This is a genomic window from Streptococcus sp. Marseille-Q5986 (assembly GCF_946902915.1).
Taxonomy (GTDB): domain Bacteria; phylum Bacillota; class Bacilli; order Lactobacillales; family Streptococcaceae; genus Streptococcus.
The window spans coordinates 49,852-65,080 of record NZ_CAMPPY010000001.1 but is presented as its reverse complement, the minus strand read 5'-3'; the positions used below and the strand labels follow the sequence as shown (position 1 = coordinate 65,080).

The window sequence follows — 15,229 nt, the reverse complement described above, 5'->3', positions numbered from 1 at the left end:
TATTTCCTGCCTCTAGGCTGATAAACGATTATTTACAACGTCCTGGACGTTCTTTATAACCATAGTAAGCATCTGCCATGATTTCTTCCATGTCAGCTACCATCGGCAAGCGTGGGTTTGCAGGTGAACATTGGTCTTCGTAAGCAAGCAAGGCAATCTCATGCAAGCTGTCTTTCCAAGTTTTTTCATCGATACCAAAGCCTTTGAAATTCATTGTAATTCCAACTGCTTCACCAAGATCGTAAACTGCTTTGGCATAAGCTTCAACTGCTTCTTCTGGAGTTGAGTGAGGCAAGCCAAGCATTTTCGCGATGTCTTGGAATTTTTCATCAGCTTTCCAGTAGTTGTACTTAGGCCATGTAGTCGTCTTAGATGGACGAGTTCCGTTGTAACGGATAACGTATGGAAGCAAGATTGCGTTTGTACGTCCGTGAACTGTATGGTGAACTCCTCCAATCTTGTGGGCCATTGAGTGGCTCATGCCAAGGAAGGCATTAGCGAAGGCCATACCAGCCATTGTAGATGCATTATGCATTTTTTCACGTGCTTCTGGGTCAGCTGTCTTAACAGATCTTTCCAACCATTCAAAGACAAGTTTGATTGTTTGAAGGGCGATACCGTCTGTATAGTCGTTAGCGAAGTTTGAAGTGTAGGCTTCAGTCGCGTGAGTCAAGACGTCCATACCTGTATCCGCAGCGATGAAGTCTGGAACTGATTCAACCAAAGCAGGGTCAACAATGGCAATAGTTGGTGTCAATGAGTAGTCAGCCAATGGGTATTTGCGGTTGTTTTTCTTATCAGAGATAACGGCAAATGGCGTTACTTCTGAACCTGTACCTGAAGTTGTTGGAATACCAATGTATTTCGCTTTCTTACCAAGTGATGGGAAGCGGAAGGCACGTTTACGGATGTCCATGAATTTTTGAACCAAGTCACGGAAGTCGATTTCTGGTTGTTCGTAGAAGAGCCACATTACTTTGGCCGCGTCCATTGGAGAACCACCACCAAGAGCAATAATTGTATCCGGTTCAAACGCTCTCATCACTTCAGCACCACGTTCTACAGTTGTGATATCTGGGTCTGGTTCAACATCTGAGAAGACTTGGATTGTTACACGGTTGCTACGTGCATTCAATTGATCGATAACCCGTTGAACAAAGCCAAGTTTTTCGATCGATTTGTCTGTAACAATCATAACGCGTTCAATATCTTCACATGTTTGAAGGTATTGGATAGAATTGCGTTCGAAGTAAATTTTTGAAGGAACTTTAAACCATTGCATATTATTTCTACGTTTCCCTACTTTCTTGATGTTTAGAAGGTTGATCGCACTCACGTTATCACCGACTGAGTTGTGTCCATATGAACCACATCCAAGTGTCAATGATGGAATGAAGGCATTGTATACGTCACCGATACCACCGAAAGTAGATGGAGAGTTCCAGATAATACGCATTGCTTTGATTTCTGTACCAAAGCGTTTAGCAAGAGCTTCGTCTTTTGTATGGATAGCTGCTGAGTGACCAAGTCCGTTAAACTCAACCATTTGACGAGCTTTTTTAAGACCATCTTCTGTATCTTCAGCTTTTAGGACAGCGATAACTGGTGACAATTTTTCACGAGTCAATGGTTCTTTTGGTCCTACTTCTGCACATTCTGCAGCCAAGATGTTTGTTCCTTCTGGAACGCTGAATCCTGCTTGTTCTGCAATCCATGCCGCTGGTTTACCAACGATGTTTGCGTTTAGTTTAGCACCTGCACAATTTTTGCTGTTTGCCTTCACGCCGAAACAGAATTCTTCAAGAAGCGCTTTTTCTTTCTTGTTTACAAAGTAAGTGTGATATGATTTGAATTCTTCTACAAATTCATCATACACTTCTTTATCAATGATAACCGCTTGTTCTGATGCACAGACCATCCCATTATCAAACGATTTAGACATAACGATGTCATGAGCTGCTTGACGAAGGTCAGCAGATTTTTCTACATAGGCAGGAACGTTTCCGGCACCTACCCCAAGAGCTGGTTTTCCACATGAGTATGCAGCTTTAACCATAGCATTCCCACCAGTTGCGAGGATAGTCGCAACACCTTCGTGGTTCATAAGTGCCCCAGTTGCTTCCATAGATGGCTCTGTAATCCATTGAACACAGTTTTCAGGTGCACCGGCTGCGATGGCTGCATCGCGAACGATTTGTGCAGCATGAGCAGAAGATTCTTGAGCTGATGGGTGGAAGGCGAAAACAATTGGGTTACGTGTCTTCAAAGCAATCAATGATTTGAAAATTGCTGTTGAAGTTGGGTTTGTTGTTGGAGTGATACCACAAATAACTCCAACTGGCTCCGCAATCTTCGTCAAACCTGTAATTGGATCATCTTCGATAGCTCCAGCTGTTTTAACTCCACGCATATTGTTCACTACGTGTTCACAGGCAAATAGATTTTTTGTCGCCTTATCTTCAAATACGCCACGACCAGTTTCTTCAACTGCGTGTTGTGCAAGGATACCGTGCGCATCAAGTGCTGCAACAGACGCTTTTGCTACGATGTAGTCAACTTGCTCTTGGTTCAACTTGCACATTTCATCAAGCGCAACCAGGGCTTTTTTCACGAGACCATCGACATGCTTTTCAGCAGCAAGTTGTTTTTCCTCTGGTGTTACTATTTTTTTATCAGCCATATTATCCTCCATAGCCTTTAAGGATGTAATCCTTTGTTAATTTTTTCACAAGTATATTATAACTCTTTTTTTATGCTTTGTAAACAGTTTCATAAGCATTTCACAAAGAATTTTTCTAAGATTGTGAACTTTTTCTCAATTCACCCGTACAATAGAGTTTTGACCGGCTGATTGTGAAATTATGAAAAATATTTTTTTATTTCACAAAGTTTTTTCTAATTGATAGCTATTTATCGAAGCCGTGCGCAGAAAACGCTTTCTTTCATACTTTTAAAAATAGCCTCCTCATCTGGAGACTACTGTTTTTGTTGGAAAACGCCTTGTTTAAAGGTTCCTTCATAGACAACTTCTTGCTCTGTCGTCAACTTTCCTTGACCTTCAGCCTGACCATTTACAAAATCACCTTCGTATTTCCAGCCATCTTTTGATTGGAAGGTTCCTTTTCCATTAAAGGCTCCATTATTGAAATCACCTGTATATTGGTCCCCATTTTCAAAGGTCATGGTCCCCTGACCATTCATTTTCCCTCGTACCAGGGTACCATCATAAACAAGTGCACCACCATCAAGTGTCAGGAAACCCTTTTTGGGTGTATTTAGTAGAAATACCGAAAGGGCACAGGGTGCAATTACGACTACTGTAATGAACTCTAACCTAGGGCGAGTTAGGTAAACTCTATACTTCTCATAGATTTGTTTAAGCTTTTCCATTGTCACTCTCATTTTCTAATCGATCTAGCCAGCTTTGACATCCACTTGTGATGCGAGCATAGGTTTCCTCAAAATCTCCTGTATACCAAGGATCTGGAACACTTTCAGATGCAAAAGGGTAGATCTTATACTGCAATTCCTGAGGACACATGTGACGCAGATCTGAAACGTTTAAAGCATCCATCCCGATAATGTAATCAAATGACTCAAAATCTTCTCTACGAATCTGGAGTGATGTTTTGTCTTTGTCATAAGGAATCTGATACTGCTGGAAAATCCCCTGCGTTCCCTTATGAATCGGATTGCCATGTTCCCAAGCCGAAGTCGCACGACTCTCAACCTGGTAATCACTCGTTATGGATTTCATCACAAACTCCGCCATGGGGCTACGGCAGATGTTTCCTAAGCACACAAATACTATTTTTCTCATCCCTTTTCCTCTTACTTTATAGAAAAACGGGAGTGACAGATCCCGTTTTATTCTTCAATTGCTCCGCCTTCGTCAACAACTGTTCCTTCTGGTGTCACAGCCTCTTTGAGCGGCAAAACGGTCTTGATAGCAGTCAATTCAAAAGTCAAATAAACACCATCTACATCAAGTACGATTGTTCTCTTCTCAGTGTCTACTTCATCCACTGTTCCGTAAAGACCGCCAATTGTAATCACTTCATAGCCTTTTTGAAGTTTATTTAAGCTTTCCATACGCTTTTGAGCTTGTTTCTTTTGAGAACGTTGCATAAAGAACATCAAGGCCATCATACCTACAAGCATGATTAAAAAAGTAATATTTGGATTCATTGTTTTCTCCTTTATCTTTTACATAGGACTACTATATCAAATTTCAGCTACTTTTACAAGGTTGTGCCTTGCTTTTCTAGTAAGAATCAAATCTATTTTCAGTCCTCTTTTATTTTAATATTACTAAATACTCCAACTAAAATATTTACAAATATAAACGTGCTTACAACCCAATATATGTGCTCAGTCGTTAGGTATTGTCGATCCAAACCATCCTTTAAATGTAATAGTATAATTGTTTGGTTAATAATCAAAAAGGTTGACCAGAAACTTTTTTTTAAAAAAAGAGATACTTTCATTTTTATTGCCGCTTTCTTTTTCTGTGTTTTTAGTGTGTAATTAAATTATAAAAAAATCAAATAAAAAGTAGAAATTATTGTGTATAAACATTTCAAGTATTTTTATCTTCTAGCTACAATTTGCTTATGTGTTGTAGTTGTTTCACCACTATCTGTTTTAGCAAATAATGATCTATATACAACACAAACTGAGGTTAATTCGGACTCCACACAGATAAACATCATAAACGATACCGTTCTTGAAATTATTTATAGTGATGGTAAAAAAGATGTCATTAAAAAACGTCCAGATGGTGTTTACTTGAATGGTCAATTTTTTAGTGAATATGAGATCAACTCAATTAGCAACTCAGTAACTTTTCGTTCAATAGATCCAAAAGCTTGGCATTATGTCTCAACCGTCAGAGGAAATGTACTGGAAAATTCTTTTAGAGATAATTTGATGAATTTGGGATTAAGTGCATTCTTTGCACAATTAGGAGCGATTGTTGGGGGTCCTTGGCCTTGGGTGATTGGCGCATCATTTTCCGGTATAGGCGCCTATCAATCCTGGCTTCAATCAAATAACCCTTATCCTTATTACATCACTACCACTTATATAAATGCACATCAACGAAAATGGAAATTTATTACTAAGTCTTATAAAAACTCTGACTATTCAGGTTATGTCAAGACTGAAACCACCTACGTTAATTTTTAATAAATTATACTCAATGAAAATCAAAGAGCAAACTAGGAAGCTAGCCACAAGCTGTACTTGAGTACGGTAAGGCGACGCTGGCATGGTTTGAATTTAATTTTCGAAGAGTATTAACCTTACATCTCTTTTATGTTCTATAAAAATGGTGGAACGGAATTCGTTCCACCATTTTTATAAGCAATCATCTACGATTGAATTCCTTAAAACTTTTCATTTTATTATTTCAAGTTATTCACAAGTTCTACAAGATCTTCTACAGTAAAGCCATATTCTGCCAAGACTTTTGGTGCTGGGGCAGAGGCTCCAAAGGTATCAATACTGAGAACGGCACCATCTAGACCGACATATTTGTACCAGTTTTGACTTGCACCCATTTCGACTGCAACACGACGGCGGACTGCATTTGGAAGGATTTCTTCCTTGTATGCTGCATCTTGTGCGTCAAAGACATCTGTAGATGGCATGCTGACTACGCGGACTTTTTCACCTTGACTAGCCAATTCTTTGGCGGCTGAGACAGCAAGATTGACCTCTGAACCTGTCGCAATCAAGATGGTATCAAAGTCTGCTGCATTTTCATAGACAACATAGGCACCTTTTGCAACCTTGTCGAAGTCTGTTCCCTCTTCAACAGTCAAGTTTTGACGGGTCAAGACAAGGGCAGTTGGTGTTTTCTCACTTGTCACTGCCAGGTACCAAGCTGCTTGCGTTTCACGCGCATCTGCTGGACGGAAAACATTTAGATTTGGCATGGCACGGAGACCTGCCAAGTGTTCAACTGGTTCGTGAGTTGGGCCATCTTCCCCTACCGCAATAGAATCGTGGGTAAAGACATAAGTCACAGGAAGTCCTTGCAAGGCTGACAAACGGACAGCTGCCTTCACATAGTCAGAAAAGACGAAGAAAGTTCCACCGTATACACGAAGTCCACCGTGAAGAGCCATCCCGTTCAAGATTGTTCCCATTGCAAATTCACGAACACCAAACTGAATGTTGCGGTTCAAGCGATTAGTGTCGTCTTGAAGTCCGTCCGTTTTGATGTAAGTCATATTTGAGTGAGCGAGGTCAGCTGATCCACCTAGGAAGGTTGGCAACTTGGAAGCTACAACGTTCAAGGCATCTTGACTTGAATTACGAGTTGCTTGAGAGAAGCCATTTTCTATAGCTGGGAAGTCTGCTGGAGTCACTTCAACTGGATCACGGCCGTCGATAATAGCTTCTACTTCTGCAGCCAGTTCTGGATGCGCTTCTTTATAGTCAGCAACTAATTTTGTCCAAGCTTGATAAGCTGATGCGCCACGGTCTGCAACATTTTCTTTGAAATCAGCATATACTTCAGCTGGGATTTCAAATGGTTCATAGTCCCAACCGAGGGCTTGACGAGTCGCTGCAGTTTCGTCTGCTCCAAGAGGAGCACCGTGTACAGCATTGGTTCCTTGTTTGTTTGGAGAACCGTATCCAATCACAGTCTTCACTTCAATCAAAGATGGTTTGCCTGAAGCTTTAGCAGCTTCGATAGCAGCATGGATAGCTTCCAAGTCTGTTCCATCTTCAACCAAGGCTGTATGCCAACCGTAGGCATTGTAACGGTCACGAACACTTTCTGTGAAGGAATCTTTTGTCTCACCATCCAAGTTGATGTCATTTGAATCATAAAGAACAACCAACTTGTCAAGTTTTTGTAAACCTGCGTATGAAGCCGCCTCACTTGAAACACCTTCCATCAAATCTCCGTCTCCACAGATAACGTAAGTATAGTGATCAAAGATATTATAGCCTTCGCGGTTATATTTGGCTGCTAAGAAGCGTTCTGCTTGGGCAAAACCAGTAGCAGTAGAAATCCCTTGACCTAGAGGTCCAGTAGTAGCGTCAACCCCCGCAGTATGACCAAATTCTGGGTGACCTGGTGTTTTGGAACCCCATTGGCGGAAGTTCTTGACTTCATCCATGCTGACATCTTCAAAACCAGAAAGGTGAAGAAGGGCATAAAGAAGCATAGAGCCGTGTCCTGCTGAAAGAATAAAACGGTCGCGGTTGATCCAGTTTGGTTGAGCTGGATTGATACGAAGTTGCTTTGTAAAGAGGCTATAGGCCATTGGAGCAGCCCCCATAACCACCCCTGGGTGACCTGAGTTTGCTTTGTTGATGGCGTCAATACCTAGGAAACGGATTGCATTAACAGATAGATTTGACATAGAATTTCCTTTCTATTTGAGGTGATAGGTCTATCACGCATCTTATTTTACTATTATATGAAAATTATCCGTATCATGCAACATACGGATAACCTCCAAAAAATATTTTACATTAGAGTAAAGCTTTGAACTGGATATTTGAATCTTGCTCAAAACAGTCATCAAAACCACGTGGGTGATGGTATTCTACCAAGTGTTGGTCTTGAGGATAAGTGTACTTACCACCTACTTCCCAGATAAATGGATGAAAGTTGTACTGCAAACGGTCTTTTCTCATCTTCCACAATTCTAAGATTTCATTTGTAGAAGCCATAAAGTTAGACCAGATATCATAGTGAACTGGGATAATGACTTTGGCACGTAGATTTTCTGCCATACGAAGAAGATCGATAGAGGTCATTTTATCTTGGATACCAACTGGGTTTTCACCATAGTTATTCAAAGCAACATCAATTCTAAAGTCTTTACCATGTTTTGCAAAATAGTTTGAGAAGTGAGAGTCTGCACCGTGGTAGATGGTGCCACCAGGTGTTTCAAAGATATAGTTAACAGCTTTTTGAGCCATTTCTTCATCAGTGACAGCCAAACCTGCCAATTCTCCACCTGTCTCATCAGCGCCGTTGACTGGTAATGTTACCAAACAGGTACGGTCAAAGGATTCAACAGCATGAATCTTCATGTCTTTAAGTTCAATCGTGTCACCCGGTTTAACTACAATAATGCGTTCTTTTGGAACTCCCCATCCTTCCCAGATAAGTCCGCAATGGTAAGGTCCGATAAATTTAACATGCTCTAATTTTGGATTGTTTAAAATCGCTGCTGCTGTGTAAGGATCAATATGATCGCTATGGAAGTGAGAAACCAAGTAGTAGTCTAACTCATTGATTGCAAATGGGTCAATCACCATCGGCTGTACACGCAAGTTTGGTTGCAATTTACGTACCCCTGCCATATTTGCCATTTGGTGCCCACGAACCATATCTTTCACTTTTTTAGTAGATTTTCCACGGTTTGACCAAAGGTCCATCACAACGTTAGCTCCACCAGGTGTCTTGATCCAAGTTCCACAGTTACCAAGCCACCACATTGAAAAGTTTCCTTCAGGGACGACTTCTTCTTCGATTTCTTCGTTGAGCCATGTTCCCCACTCTGGAAAAGTTGCTAGAATCCATGATTCTCTTGTAATTTCTTTTACGTTTGGCATTATGATGTCCTCCATATTTTGTTCAAGTATTGTTTTCATCCTTAGTATACCATCCCCCATGAGATTAAAAAAGACCAAGAAAAACACAGGTTTGTGTTCATCATTGGACTGTGGTATTATCATTCTTCAAAAAAGGACTGGATAACCAATTCTTGGTTAATAAGTGCTTGAATTTCCTCTTGTAACTTCACCGCAGCATGCTTGTCGGGTATATAAGTTGATATAATGGTTGATAAATTTTCACTAAAACTTCTGCCGTCCTTTCGAAAAACCTTGTATTTCAGATAATCGACGATACGCAAGATATCTTCTGCCTCTAGTATAGGATTGACCTTTAAGACAGGAAAGCGACTCTCGAGTTCATCATTTGTTGTAATCACCAAATCCACCAAGGCAATATCTTCGACACTTTTAAACTGTTCTGTTGTGAAAACTGCTCCGATTTGCTCATTTGGAAGATAGAATCGACATTGTTTGAGCAAAAGTTTGGAAACTCCCACTCCTTCATCACAAACAAGATAGATTTTTTGGGTGGTATTCCGAGAAGAGGGGGTATATTTCAAAAATCCGCCAACGTGAATCGTCAGATAAGCGATCTCATCGTCCGTCAAATGCACAAACCAGGCTTCCTCTAAAATCTCTGCACACTTTTTAGTGATGATAAAGAGATCACTATACTTGGAGCGAATTTGTTTTGTGAGAGGATTCTTAGAAAAAATTCCATAGGTTTTTCTAAACAACAAAGCTTTACAATGGATCAGCAGGTTACGTAACAAGTCTTCCTTGTTTTCAATTTCCATCTTGGTCTGCGATTCAAAATGCCAGATAAACTCTTCCAGGCTATTCCTTAACTGATGAAAATCTTTGCTTTCTGCATGAATGTCCCTATCCTTTCTATAGGATAGAAGGAGAATTGCTAGTAGGGAAACTTCAAGTTCTGATAAAGAAATCTCAAAACTTTCAAAAAGACGTTTACTCAATTTTTTAGACACTCGGTACTCTATCCTTCTGCGAATCAAAGAAAATTCTTGTTCAATATCCTGATGTTTCTCTTGATAGCGAGTGATGTTATCACAACTTAAAAGCAGATAGGGAAGCACACGTAACATAAAGGTAACTTCGTGATGGTTAATCTTTTTCCCTAAGTCCTGTTCAACTAGAGGCACCTGCTCCTTGAGAAACTGATGCATTTGTCTGGATAAGAGCAACTCTCCTTGGAATCTATCCCTAATCTTATCTTCAAGAATAGTAACAAAAGCCTCATTTCCTTCCATAAAGAGGTGGTATAAGAGAGATTGAAGATGCTGAATTTTATTTAAAGGATGGGCACTAAGATAATAACCTTGTGATTTACTTACTTGCAAGGTCACCTGATACTGTTCCAAACTTAACTGATAACGAATAGTGTTGAGATCATTTAAAACGGTGTTGCGCGAAACTTCTGTTAATTCCATAAGCTTTTCGATAGTGATGCGTTCTTTAGCAATTCCAATCCAAAACAACATCATCTGCATGCGTTCTTCCCCACTCATCACATAGTCGTAGGAGTCAACTTCGGATAAAAGTTGCTGACAAGCAAGTCTCTGCTCCTCTGTCAAATAGACACCGATACGAGGAAGACTAACAAGATGATATTCAGGATTGCCCAGCGCATCATTAATTTTATCAATATGATAGTAGATCTTTCTCCTTGATTGCCTCAAATCTTTGGAAATGGTCATAATCGTTTTGGGAGATTCTTGATCCATGAGGTACAGCAATAGCTCACAACTCGTTTTATCTAATACCATCTTCTCCTCCTATTATTCGGGACTAATCAATCAAACAGTCTCCCCATCATAACACTTTAATAAAAATATTTCAATGATAATATTTATCATTAGCTGGTTTGCTTTTCGGTTTCATTGCAAAGGGAGGCTTAGATATCTCCAAGCCTCTTTTCAATTGCTCGTTTTTTATTTTTGACCATAGTAGGCATTTGGTCCGTGCTTTCTTTGGTAATGTTTTTCCAGTATGTACTGTGGAGCTGGTTCAACTCTTGGATTGATTTGCTCTGTGAAGCGGTTCATCTTTGATACTTCCTCTAATACGACAGAGTGATAAACAGCATTCTCTGGATTTTTACCCCAGGTGAATGGACCGTGATTGCGTACAACAATTCCTGGTACTTCAACCGGATTGAGCCCACGACGGTCAAATTCTTCTAGAATGACTAAGCCTGTATCCTTTTCATAAGCTACTTCAACTTCGTCCTTAGTCAAGCTACGAGCACAAGGAATTGGTCCGTAAAAATAGTCGGCATGTGTTGTCCCATAAAATGGGATATCGCGTCCCGCCTGTGCCCAACCAACTGCCTCTGTCGAATGAGTGTGGACCACACTACCAATAGCAGGCCAAGCCTTGTATAACTCTACGTGGGTTGGCAGGTCAGAAGATGGTCTCAAATCGCCTTCAAGAACCTTCCCATCCAAATCTGTCACCACCATGTTTTCAGGAGTCAATTTATCGTAATCCACGCCAGACGGTTTGATAACAATCACACCTAGTTCACGATTCACTTCTGAGACATTGCCCCATGTGAATTTAACCAAGCCATGCTTAGGAAGAGATTGATTGGCTTCGCAGACACGCTTTCTCATATCATTGATTACTTGATTCATCTTACATCAAACCCGCTTTCTTTATTAATGGGTAGAGGAAATCTTGAGCTGCTTTGATAGCTGCTTTGGTTTCTTCTACTGTTTCACAGTTTTCAGACCACATCTCGATTAGGAAAGGACCATTATAGTTGGTCTTCTTCAAAATATCAAAAGCTGCTTCCCAGTTGACACAACCAGTCCCAAAAGGAACATCTCGGAATTGTCCTTTTGAAGTCTCGGTTACAGGATAGGTATCCTTAAGATGGAGGGCTGCAAGGGCATGGTGCCCGATATAAAATTCACTATAAACGTCATTATGCCAAGCTGAAACATTGCCAATATCTGGATAGACAAAGAGATAAGGTGAATCAATCTCTTTTTCAACAGCTAAGTACTTCTCAATGCTATTGATAAAAGGATCGTCCATAATCTCAATAGCCAAAATCACCTGAGCCTCCTCCGCCCAATCACAGGCTTGTCGGAGGTTTTTGATAAAGCGTTCATGCGTTTGAGGGGATTTCTCCTCATAATAAACATCATAGCCAGCTAGTTGAATGGTACGAACTCCCAAATCCTGAGCCAGTTCGATACATTTTTTCATCAGTTCTAGCGATTTTTTTTCTAAAACAGGATCGTTTGACCCCATTGGATAGCGACGATGGCCTGAGAAACAGATGGATGGGATTCGGATACCTGTTTCATAGATAGCTTTCACAATCTCCAAACGTTCTTCCTTGCTCCAATCTAGACGGACCAAACGTTCATCACGCTCATCAATCGACATCTCAACGAAGTCGAAGCCTAACTCTTTGGCAAAATTCAAGCGTTCTAACCAAGTAAAATGCTTGGGTGTAGCTTTTTCATAGATTCCAATTGGACGTGCCATGGTTTACCCCCAAATTCGTTTGATTTCATCCTTAAAGGCACGCGCTGCTCCTGCTGGATCCGCAGCCTCTGTAATTCCACGACCTGCGATAAAGGTAAAGACATCAACGCCTTCAAAGAGTTTGAGTGTATCCACATCCAGTCCACCTGTAACAGACACACGGAAGCCCATGTCAATGAGTTTTTTAACCTTATTAAGGTCTTTTTCACCCCAAGTTTCACCTGCAAGAAGGGCATCACGAGACTGGTGATAAATTGCTTGTGAGATACCTGCATCCAGCCAAAGCTGAGCTTGTTCAAAAGTCCAATCACCATAAAGCTCGATCTGAATTTCTCCTCGATCTCCACGTTCAGCCTTGATAGCCTTTAGAGCCGCTTCCATAGTAGGGATGGTTGCACAACAGATACAAGTCATCCAGTCCGCTCCACGAACGGCATTATTTTTGGCAACTGTTCCACCAGCATCGGCACATTTTGTGTCTGCTACAATAATCTTATCTGGGAAAAGGCTTCGCAAGACTTCAACCAGTTCACTTCCAACTTGTAATAAGCAAACAGTTCCAGCTTCGATAATATCTACTTCCTGACCAACAGAAACAGCTGCTTTAATCGCTCCTTGCAAGTCTGAATGATCTAATGCAACTTGTAAATTAGGTATTCTTTTTGTCATCTCTTTTTTCCTCTTTCTAACTTTCCAAATCCAATCCTTCGAGATAAGGGCTATCCTTAGATTCTTCAATCATCGCCAAGACATCTTCTTTAGTCTGGCAAGCCTGTAAACGTGCAATAGAATCTTCTAATTCAAATAAGGCAATGATCTGTGGAATGGCTACACTTGTGTGAATTTTTGAGCTTGTTGCTGCTAGTGCCAACAAAACAGATACCTCTTTCCCATCTGAAAATACAACCGGATTTTGTAAGGTAATCAGTGAAAAAGCATCACTTTGCACACCCGCTTCAGGTCTAGCATGGGGCATAGCCATACCTGGCATTAAAATATAGTAAGGGCCATACTCTTCAGTCGATTCAATGATAGCATCGTAATACTCTGGCAAAATTGCCCCACTTTCAATCAAGGGATCTACTGCTACCTTGACTGCCTCTTTCCAATCCTTAGCCTCTAAACCTAGTCGGATCGAGTCATTGTCAATTAAAGCTTGTTTTAAATTCATATCTGCCTCCTTTATTTAAAGAGGGAGAAGGACAGAAACGATAACTCTCAGTTTCTGTCCAGCCCCCTCCAACCTTTTACTGTAGTGCTTGACTGAGTTTTTCAGTGATTTCTTTATCATCCATCAAGTTGTCAAGCCCAATTAACTTCCCATTAGTTCGCCCTTCCAATTCTCGAATCAAATGAAGAGAAGCGATTACGATGTCATATCCTGCTGCTAAACCTTTAGCTTCACCGACACTGCATGAATTGACTGTAAAATCTGTTTGATTAAGCTTACGGAGAGCATTTTCAACCTTCATCTTGATAACCATAGATGAACCCATTCCATTTCCACACGCTGCTAATACTTTAACCATTTTATTTTCTCCTTTTCTAGAAACTATGCTTCTTCTTGAACTTCACCGTTGTAGTATTTTTCTTTATCTTTTGCTTTGGCAAATTGAAGTTGAGGAATAACAAGCAAGAAGAGACATACAAGTACATAACCAACAATACCGAGGTATTTGAAGATGTAGCCAAATCCAAGCCATGGGAATTCAAAGTCGATATTTCCATGGTAACCACCGTAAGATGCCAAGTCAAGAAGGGCTACACAGAGAGCACCGAGGGCAACTTGAAGCACACCTGAGATAAATGATAAGATAACTGCTGCTTTCCAACCACCACGTTTGTCAGCGTAAACAGCGATGGCTGCATTATCAAAGAATACCGGTATAAATCCTGTGATGATAAGGATAGGGTTTTTGAAGACAATAAGTAGAACGATTGTAATCAATTGACCAATCAAACCAAAGGCAAATCCAGACAAGACAGCGTTTGGAGATCCAAATCCATAAGAAGCTGCAACGTCGACCGCTGGGAATGAACCTGGCAACAATTTGTTTGAAATACCTTGGAAGGCATTTGTCAACTCAGATACGAACATGCGGACACCTTGCATCAAGATAAACAAGTAAACTGAAAAGGTGAAGGCTGTTTGAATAATGTACATGAAGAAGTCTTGCTTAGCAGGATTGAACAAAGTTCCTGAAGTGATGACTTCTTTATTTGACATGATTTCTGGTCCCAAGATTAAGAGAATAGCACCAAAGAAGACCAGCATCAAAGTTGCAGAGGCAACTACTGTATCGTGGAAGATAGAGAGGAACTTAGGTAATTTAAGATTGTCTAGACTTTCTTCCTTCTTACCAAAACGTCCTGCGATTTTATCTACAAACCAGATTGCAAATTGCTGTTGGTGACCAATCGCAAATCCGCCACCACCAGTCAAGCGTTGAGTCGCCTCAACAGTCATATTTGAACTAACTGCCCAGTAAAGTCCACAGATGATACCGATTGCTGCTGTACCGTAAGCATTGCGCAATTGTGGAACTAAGAATAGAACCATAAGAGATACAGTCGCAGCTTGTTGTACCATGATGTGACCAGTAATAAAGAGGGTTCTTACTTTCGTAATCTTGCGTAGAGCTACAAGCAAGATATTTACTCCAAAACCGATCAATAGAGCTGTAGTTGCAGTTCCAACAAAATCTGGAAACTCAGCTGCAATTTTGTTGTTTGCTGCAGCAAGTCCAAAGTAAGGGTCGATAACTGCCGCACCAATTTGGAATTTAAAGTTGAGTGCTGCCAAGATTGGACGGAAAGTTGTAACCAAACCACCAGCACCCACGTTAAGCAACATATACCCTACTGTTGCTTTAACAAACCCTGAAAAAACGTCATGGGCAGGTTTTTTCAAAAGTGCATATCCTATCAACACCAATAAACCTACGAAAAATGCGGGATTCTGCAAAATATTGCTAGAAAACCAATTTAGAACACTTGAAACGACTTCCATAATTGTTCTCCTTTTGAATTGTTTTTGTAAGTTTATTATATAATTTGAAAACGATAACAAAAAGACCAAGAATTACACAGCGGACTGTTCACTCTTGGACTGTACGAT

At 40.5% G+C, this 15,229-nt stretch carries 15 protein-coding genes; 1 reads left to right on the top strand and 14 read right to left on the bottom strand.

The window, feature by feature from the left end; translation table 11 throughout:
- Window positions 1-28: 28 nt before the first annotated feature.
- The 5 genes from adhE to OVN21_RS00295 all read right to left on the bottom strand — a co-directional run bounded on the left by adhE (window position 29) and on the right by OVN21_RS00295 (window position 4,487).
- Window positions 29-2,680: a bifunctional acetaldehyde-CoA/alcohol dehydrogenase gene (gene adhE / locus OVN21_RS00315; RefSeq protein ID WP_267246834.1), complete on the bottom strand. Its 2,652-nt coding sequence runs from the start codon at window positions 2,678-2,680 to the stop codon at window positions 29-31.
- Window positions 2,681-2,976: 296 nt separating this feature from the next.
- Window positions 2,977-3,390, bottom strand: a complete 414-nt coding sequence (locus tag OVN21_RS00310) for an MORN repeat-containing protein (RefSeq protein WP_267246833.1) — start codon at window positions 3,388-3,390, stop codon at window positions 2,977-2,979.
- Window positions 3,377-3,820, bottom strand: a complete 444-nt coding sequence (locus tag OVN21_RS00305; RefSeq protein ID WP_267246832.1) for a low molecular weight protein-tyrosine-phosphatase — start codon at window positions 3,818-3,820, stop codon at window positions 3,377-3,379. Before OVN21_RS00305 ends, OVN21_RS00310 begins: the two co-directional genes overlap by 14 nt.
- A 47-nt stretch (window positions 3,821-3,867) precedes the next feature.
- Window positions 3,868-4,188: a preprotein translocase subunit YajC gene (gene yajC, locus OVN21_RS00300; RefSeq protein WP_267246831.1), complete on the bottom strand. Its 321-nt coding sequence runs from the start codon at window positions 4,186-4,188 to the stop codon at window positions 3,868-3,870.
- Window positions 4,189-4,286: 98 nt separating this feature from the next.
- Complete coding sequence (locus OVN21_RS00295) at window positions 4,287-4,487, bottom strand: hypothetical protein (protein WP_267246830.1); 201 nt, start codon at window positions 4,485-4,487, stop codon at window positions 4,287-4,289.
- A 79-nt stretch (window positions 4,488-4,566) separates the two neighbouring features.
- On the opposite strand from OVN21_RS00295, the gene OVN21_RS00290 reads away from it, so the two are divergent.
- Entirely contained in the window at window positions 4,567-5,187 is a 621-nt protein-coding gene (locus OVN21_RS00290; RefSeq protein ID WP_267246829.1) for a hypothetical protein, read from the top strand.
- Window positions 5,188-5,405: 218 nt separating this feature from the next.
- Here the strand turns inward: OVN21_RS00290 and tkt are convergent, their stop codons facing one another.
- The 9 genes from tkt to OVN21_RS00245 form a co-directional block, all read right to left on the bottom strand.
- Window positions 5,406-7,382: a transketolase gene (gene tkt / locus OVN21_RS00285; protein WP_267246828.1), complete on the bottom strand. Its 1,977-nt coding sequence runs from the start codon at window positions 7,380-7,382 to the stop codon at window positions 5,406-5,408.
- Between the two features lie 112 nt (window positions 7,383-7,494).
- Window positions 7,495-8,586 carry an L-ascorbate 6-phosphate lactonase gene (gene ulaG / locus OVN21_RS00280; RefSeq protein WP_267246827.1) on the bottom strand — a complete coding sequence of 364 codons (1,092 nt, stop codon included), beginning with the start codon at window positions 8,584-8,586 and terminating at the stop codon, window positions 7,495-7,497.
- A 119-nt stretch (window positions 8,587-8,705) separates the two neighbouring features.
- A complete protein-coding gene (locus tag OVN21_RS00275; RefSeq protein WP_267246826.1) occupies window positions 8,706-10,376 on the bottom strand; it encodes a BglG family transcription antiterminator in 1,671 nt (556 codons plus the stop codon).
- A 165-nt stretch (window positions 10,377-10,541) separates the two neighbouring features.
- On the bottom strand, window positions 10,542-11,246 hold the full coding sequence (locus OVN21_RS00270) for an L-ribulose-5-phosphate 4-epimerase (protein ID WP_267246825.1): 705 nt from the start codon (window positions 11,244-11,246) through the stop codon (window positions 10,542-10,544).
- Window position 11,247: 1 nt separating this feature from the next.
- Complete coding sequence (locus OVN21_RS00265; protein WP_267246824.1) at window positions 11,248-12,111, bottom strand: L-ribulose-5-phosphate 3-epimerase; 864 nt, start codon at window positions 12,109-12,111, stop codon at window positions 11,248-11,250.
- 3 nt (window positions 12,112-12,114) lie between these two features.
- On the bottom strand, window positions 12,115-12,780 hold the full coding sequence (locus OVN21_RS00260) for a 3-keto-L-gulonate-6-phosphate decarboxylase UlaD (protein WP_049548839.1): 666 nt from the start codon (window positions 12,778-12,780) through the stop codon (window positions 12,115-12,117).
- Between the two features lie 16 nt (window positions 12,781-12,796).
- Complete coding sequence (locus OVN21_RS00255; RefSeq protein WP_023939875.1) at window positions 12,797-13,282, bottom strand: PTS sugar transporter subunit IIA; 486 nt, start codon at window positions 13,280-13,282, stop codon at window positions 12,797-12,799.
- A 76-nt stretch (window positions 13,283-13,358) separates the two neighbouring features.
- On the bottom strand, window positions 13,359-13,640 hold the full coding sequence (locus OVN21_RS00250; RefSeq protein ID WP_267246823.1) for a PTS sugar transporter subunit IIB: 282 nt from the start codon (window positions 13,638-13,640) through the stop codon (window positions 13,359-13,361).
- A gap of 23 nt (window positions 13,641-13,663) precedes the next feature.
- Window positions 13,664-15,121, bottom strand: coding sequence for a PTS ascorbate transporter subunit IIC (locus tag OVN21_RS00245; RefSeq protein ID WP_267246822.1), 1,458 nt, complete (start codon window positions 15,119-15,121; stop codon window positions 13,664-13,666).
- Window positions 15,122-15,229 lie beyond the last annotated feature (108 nt).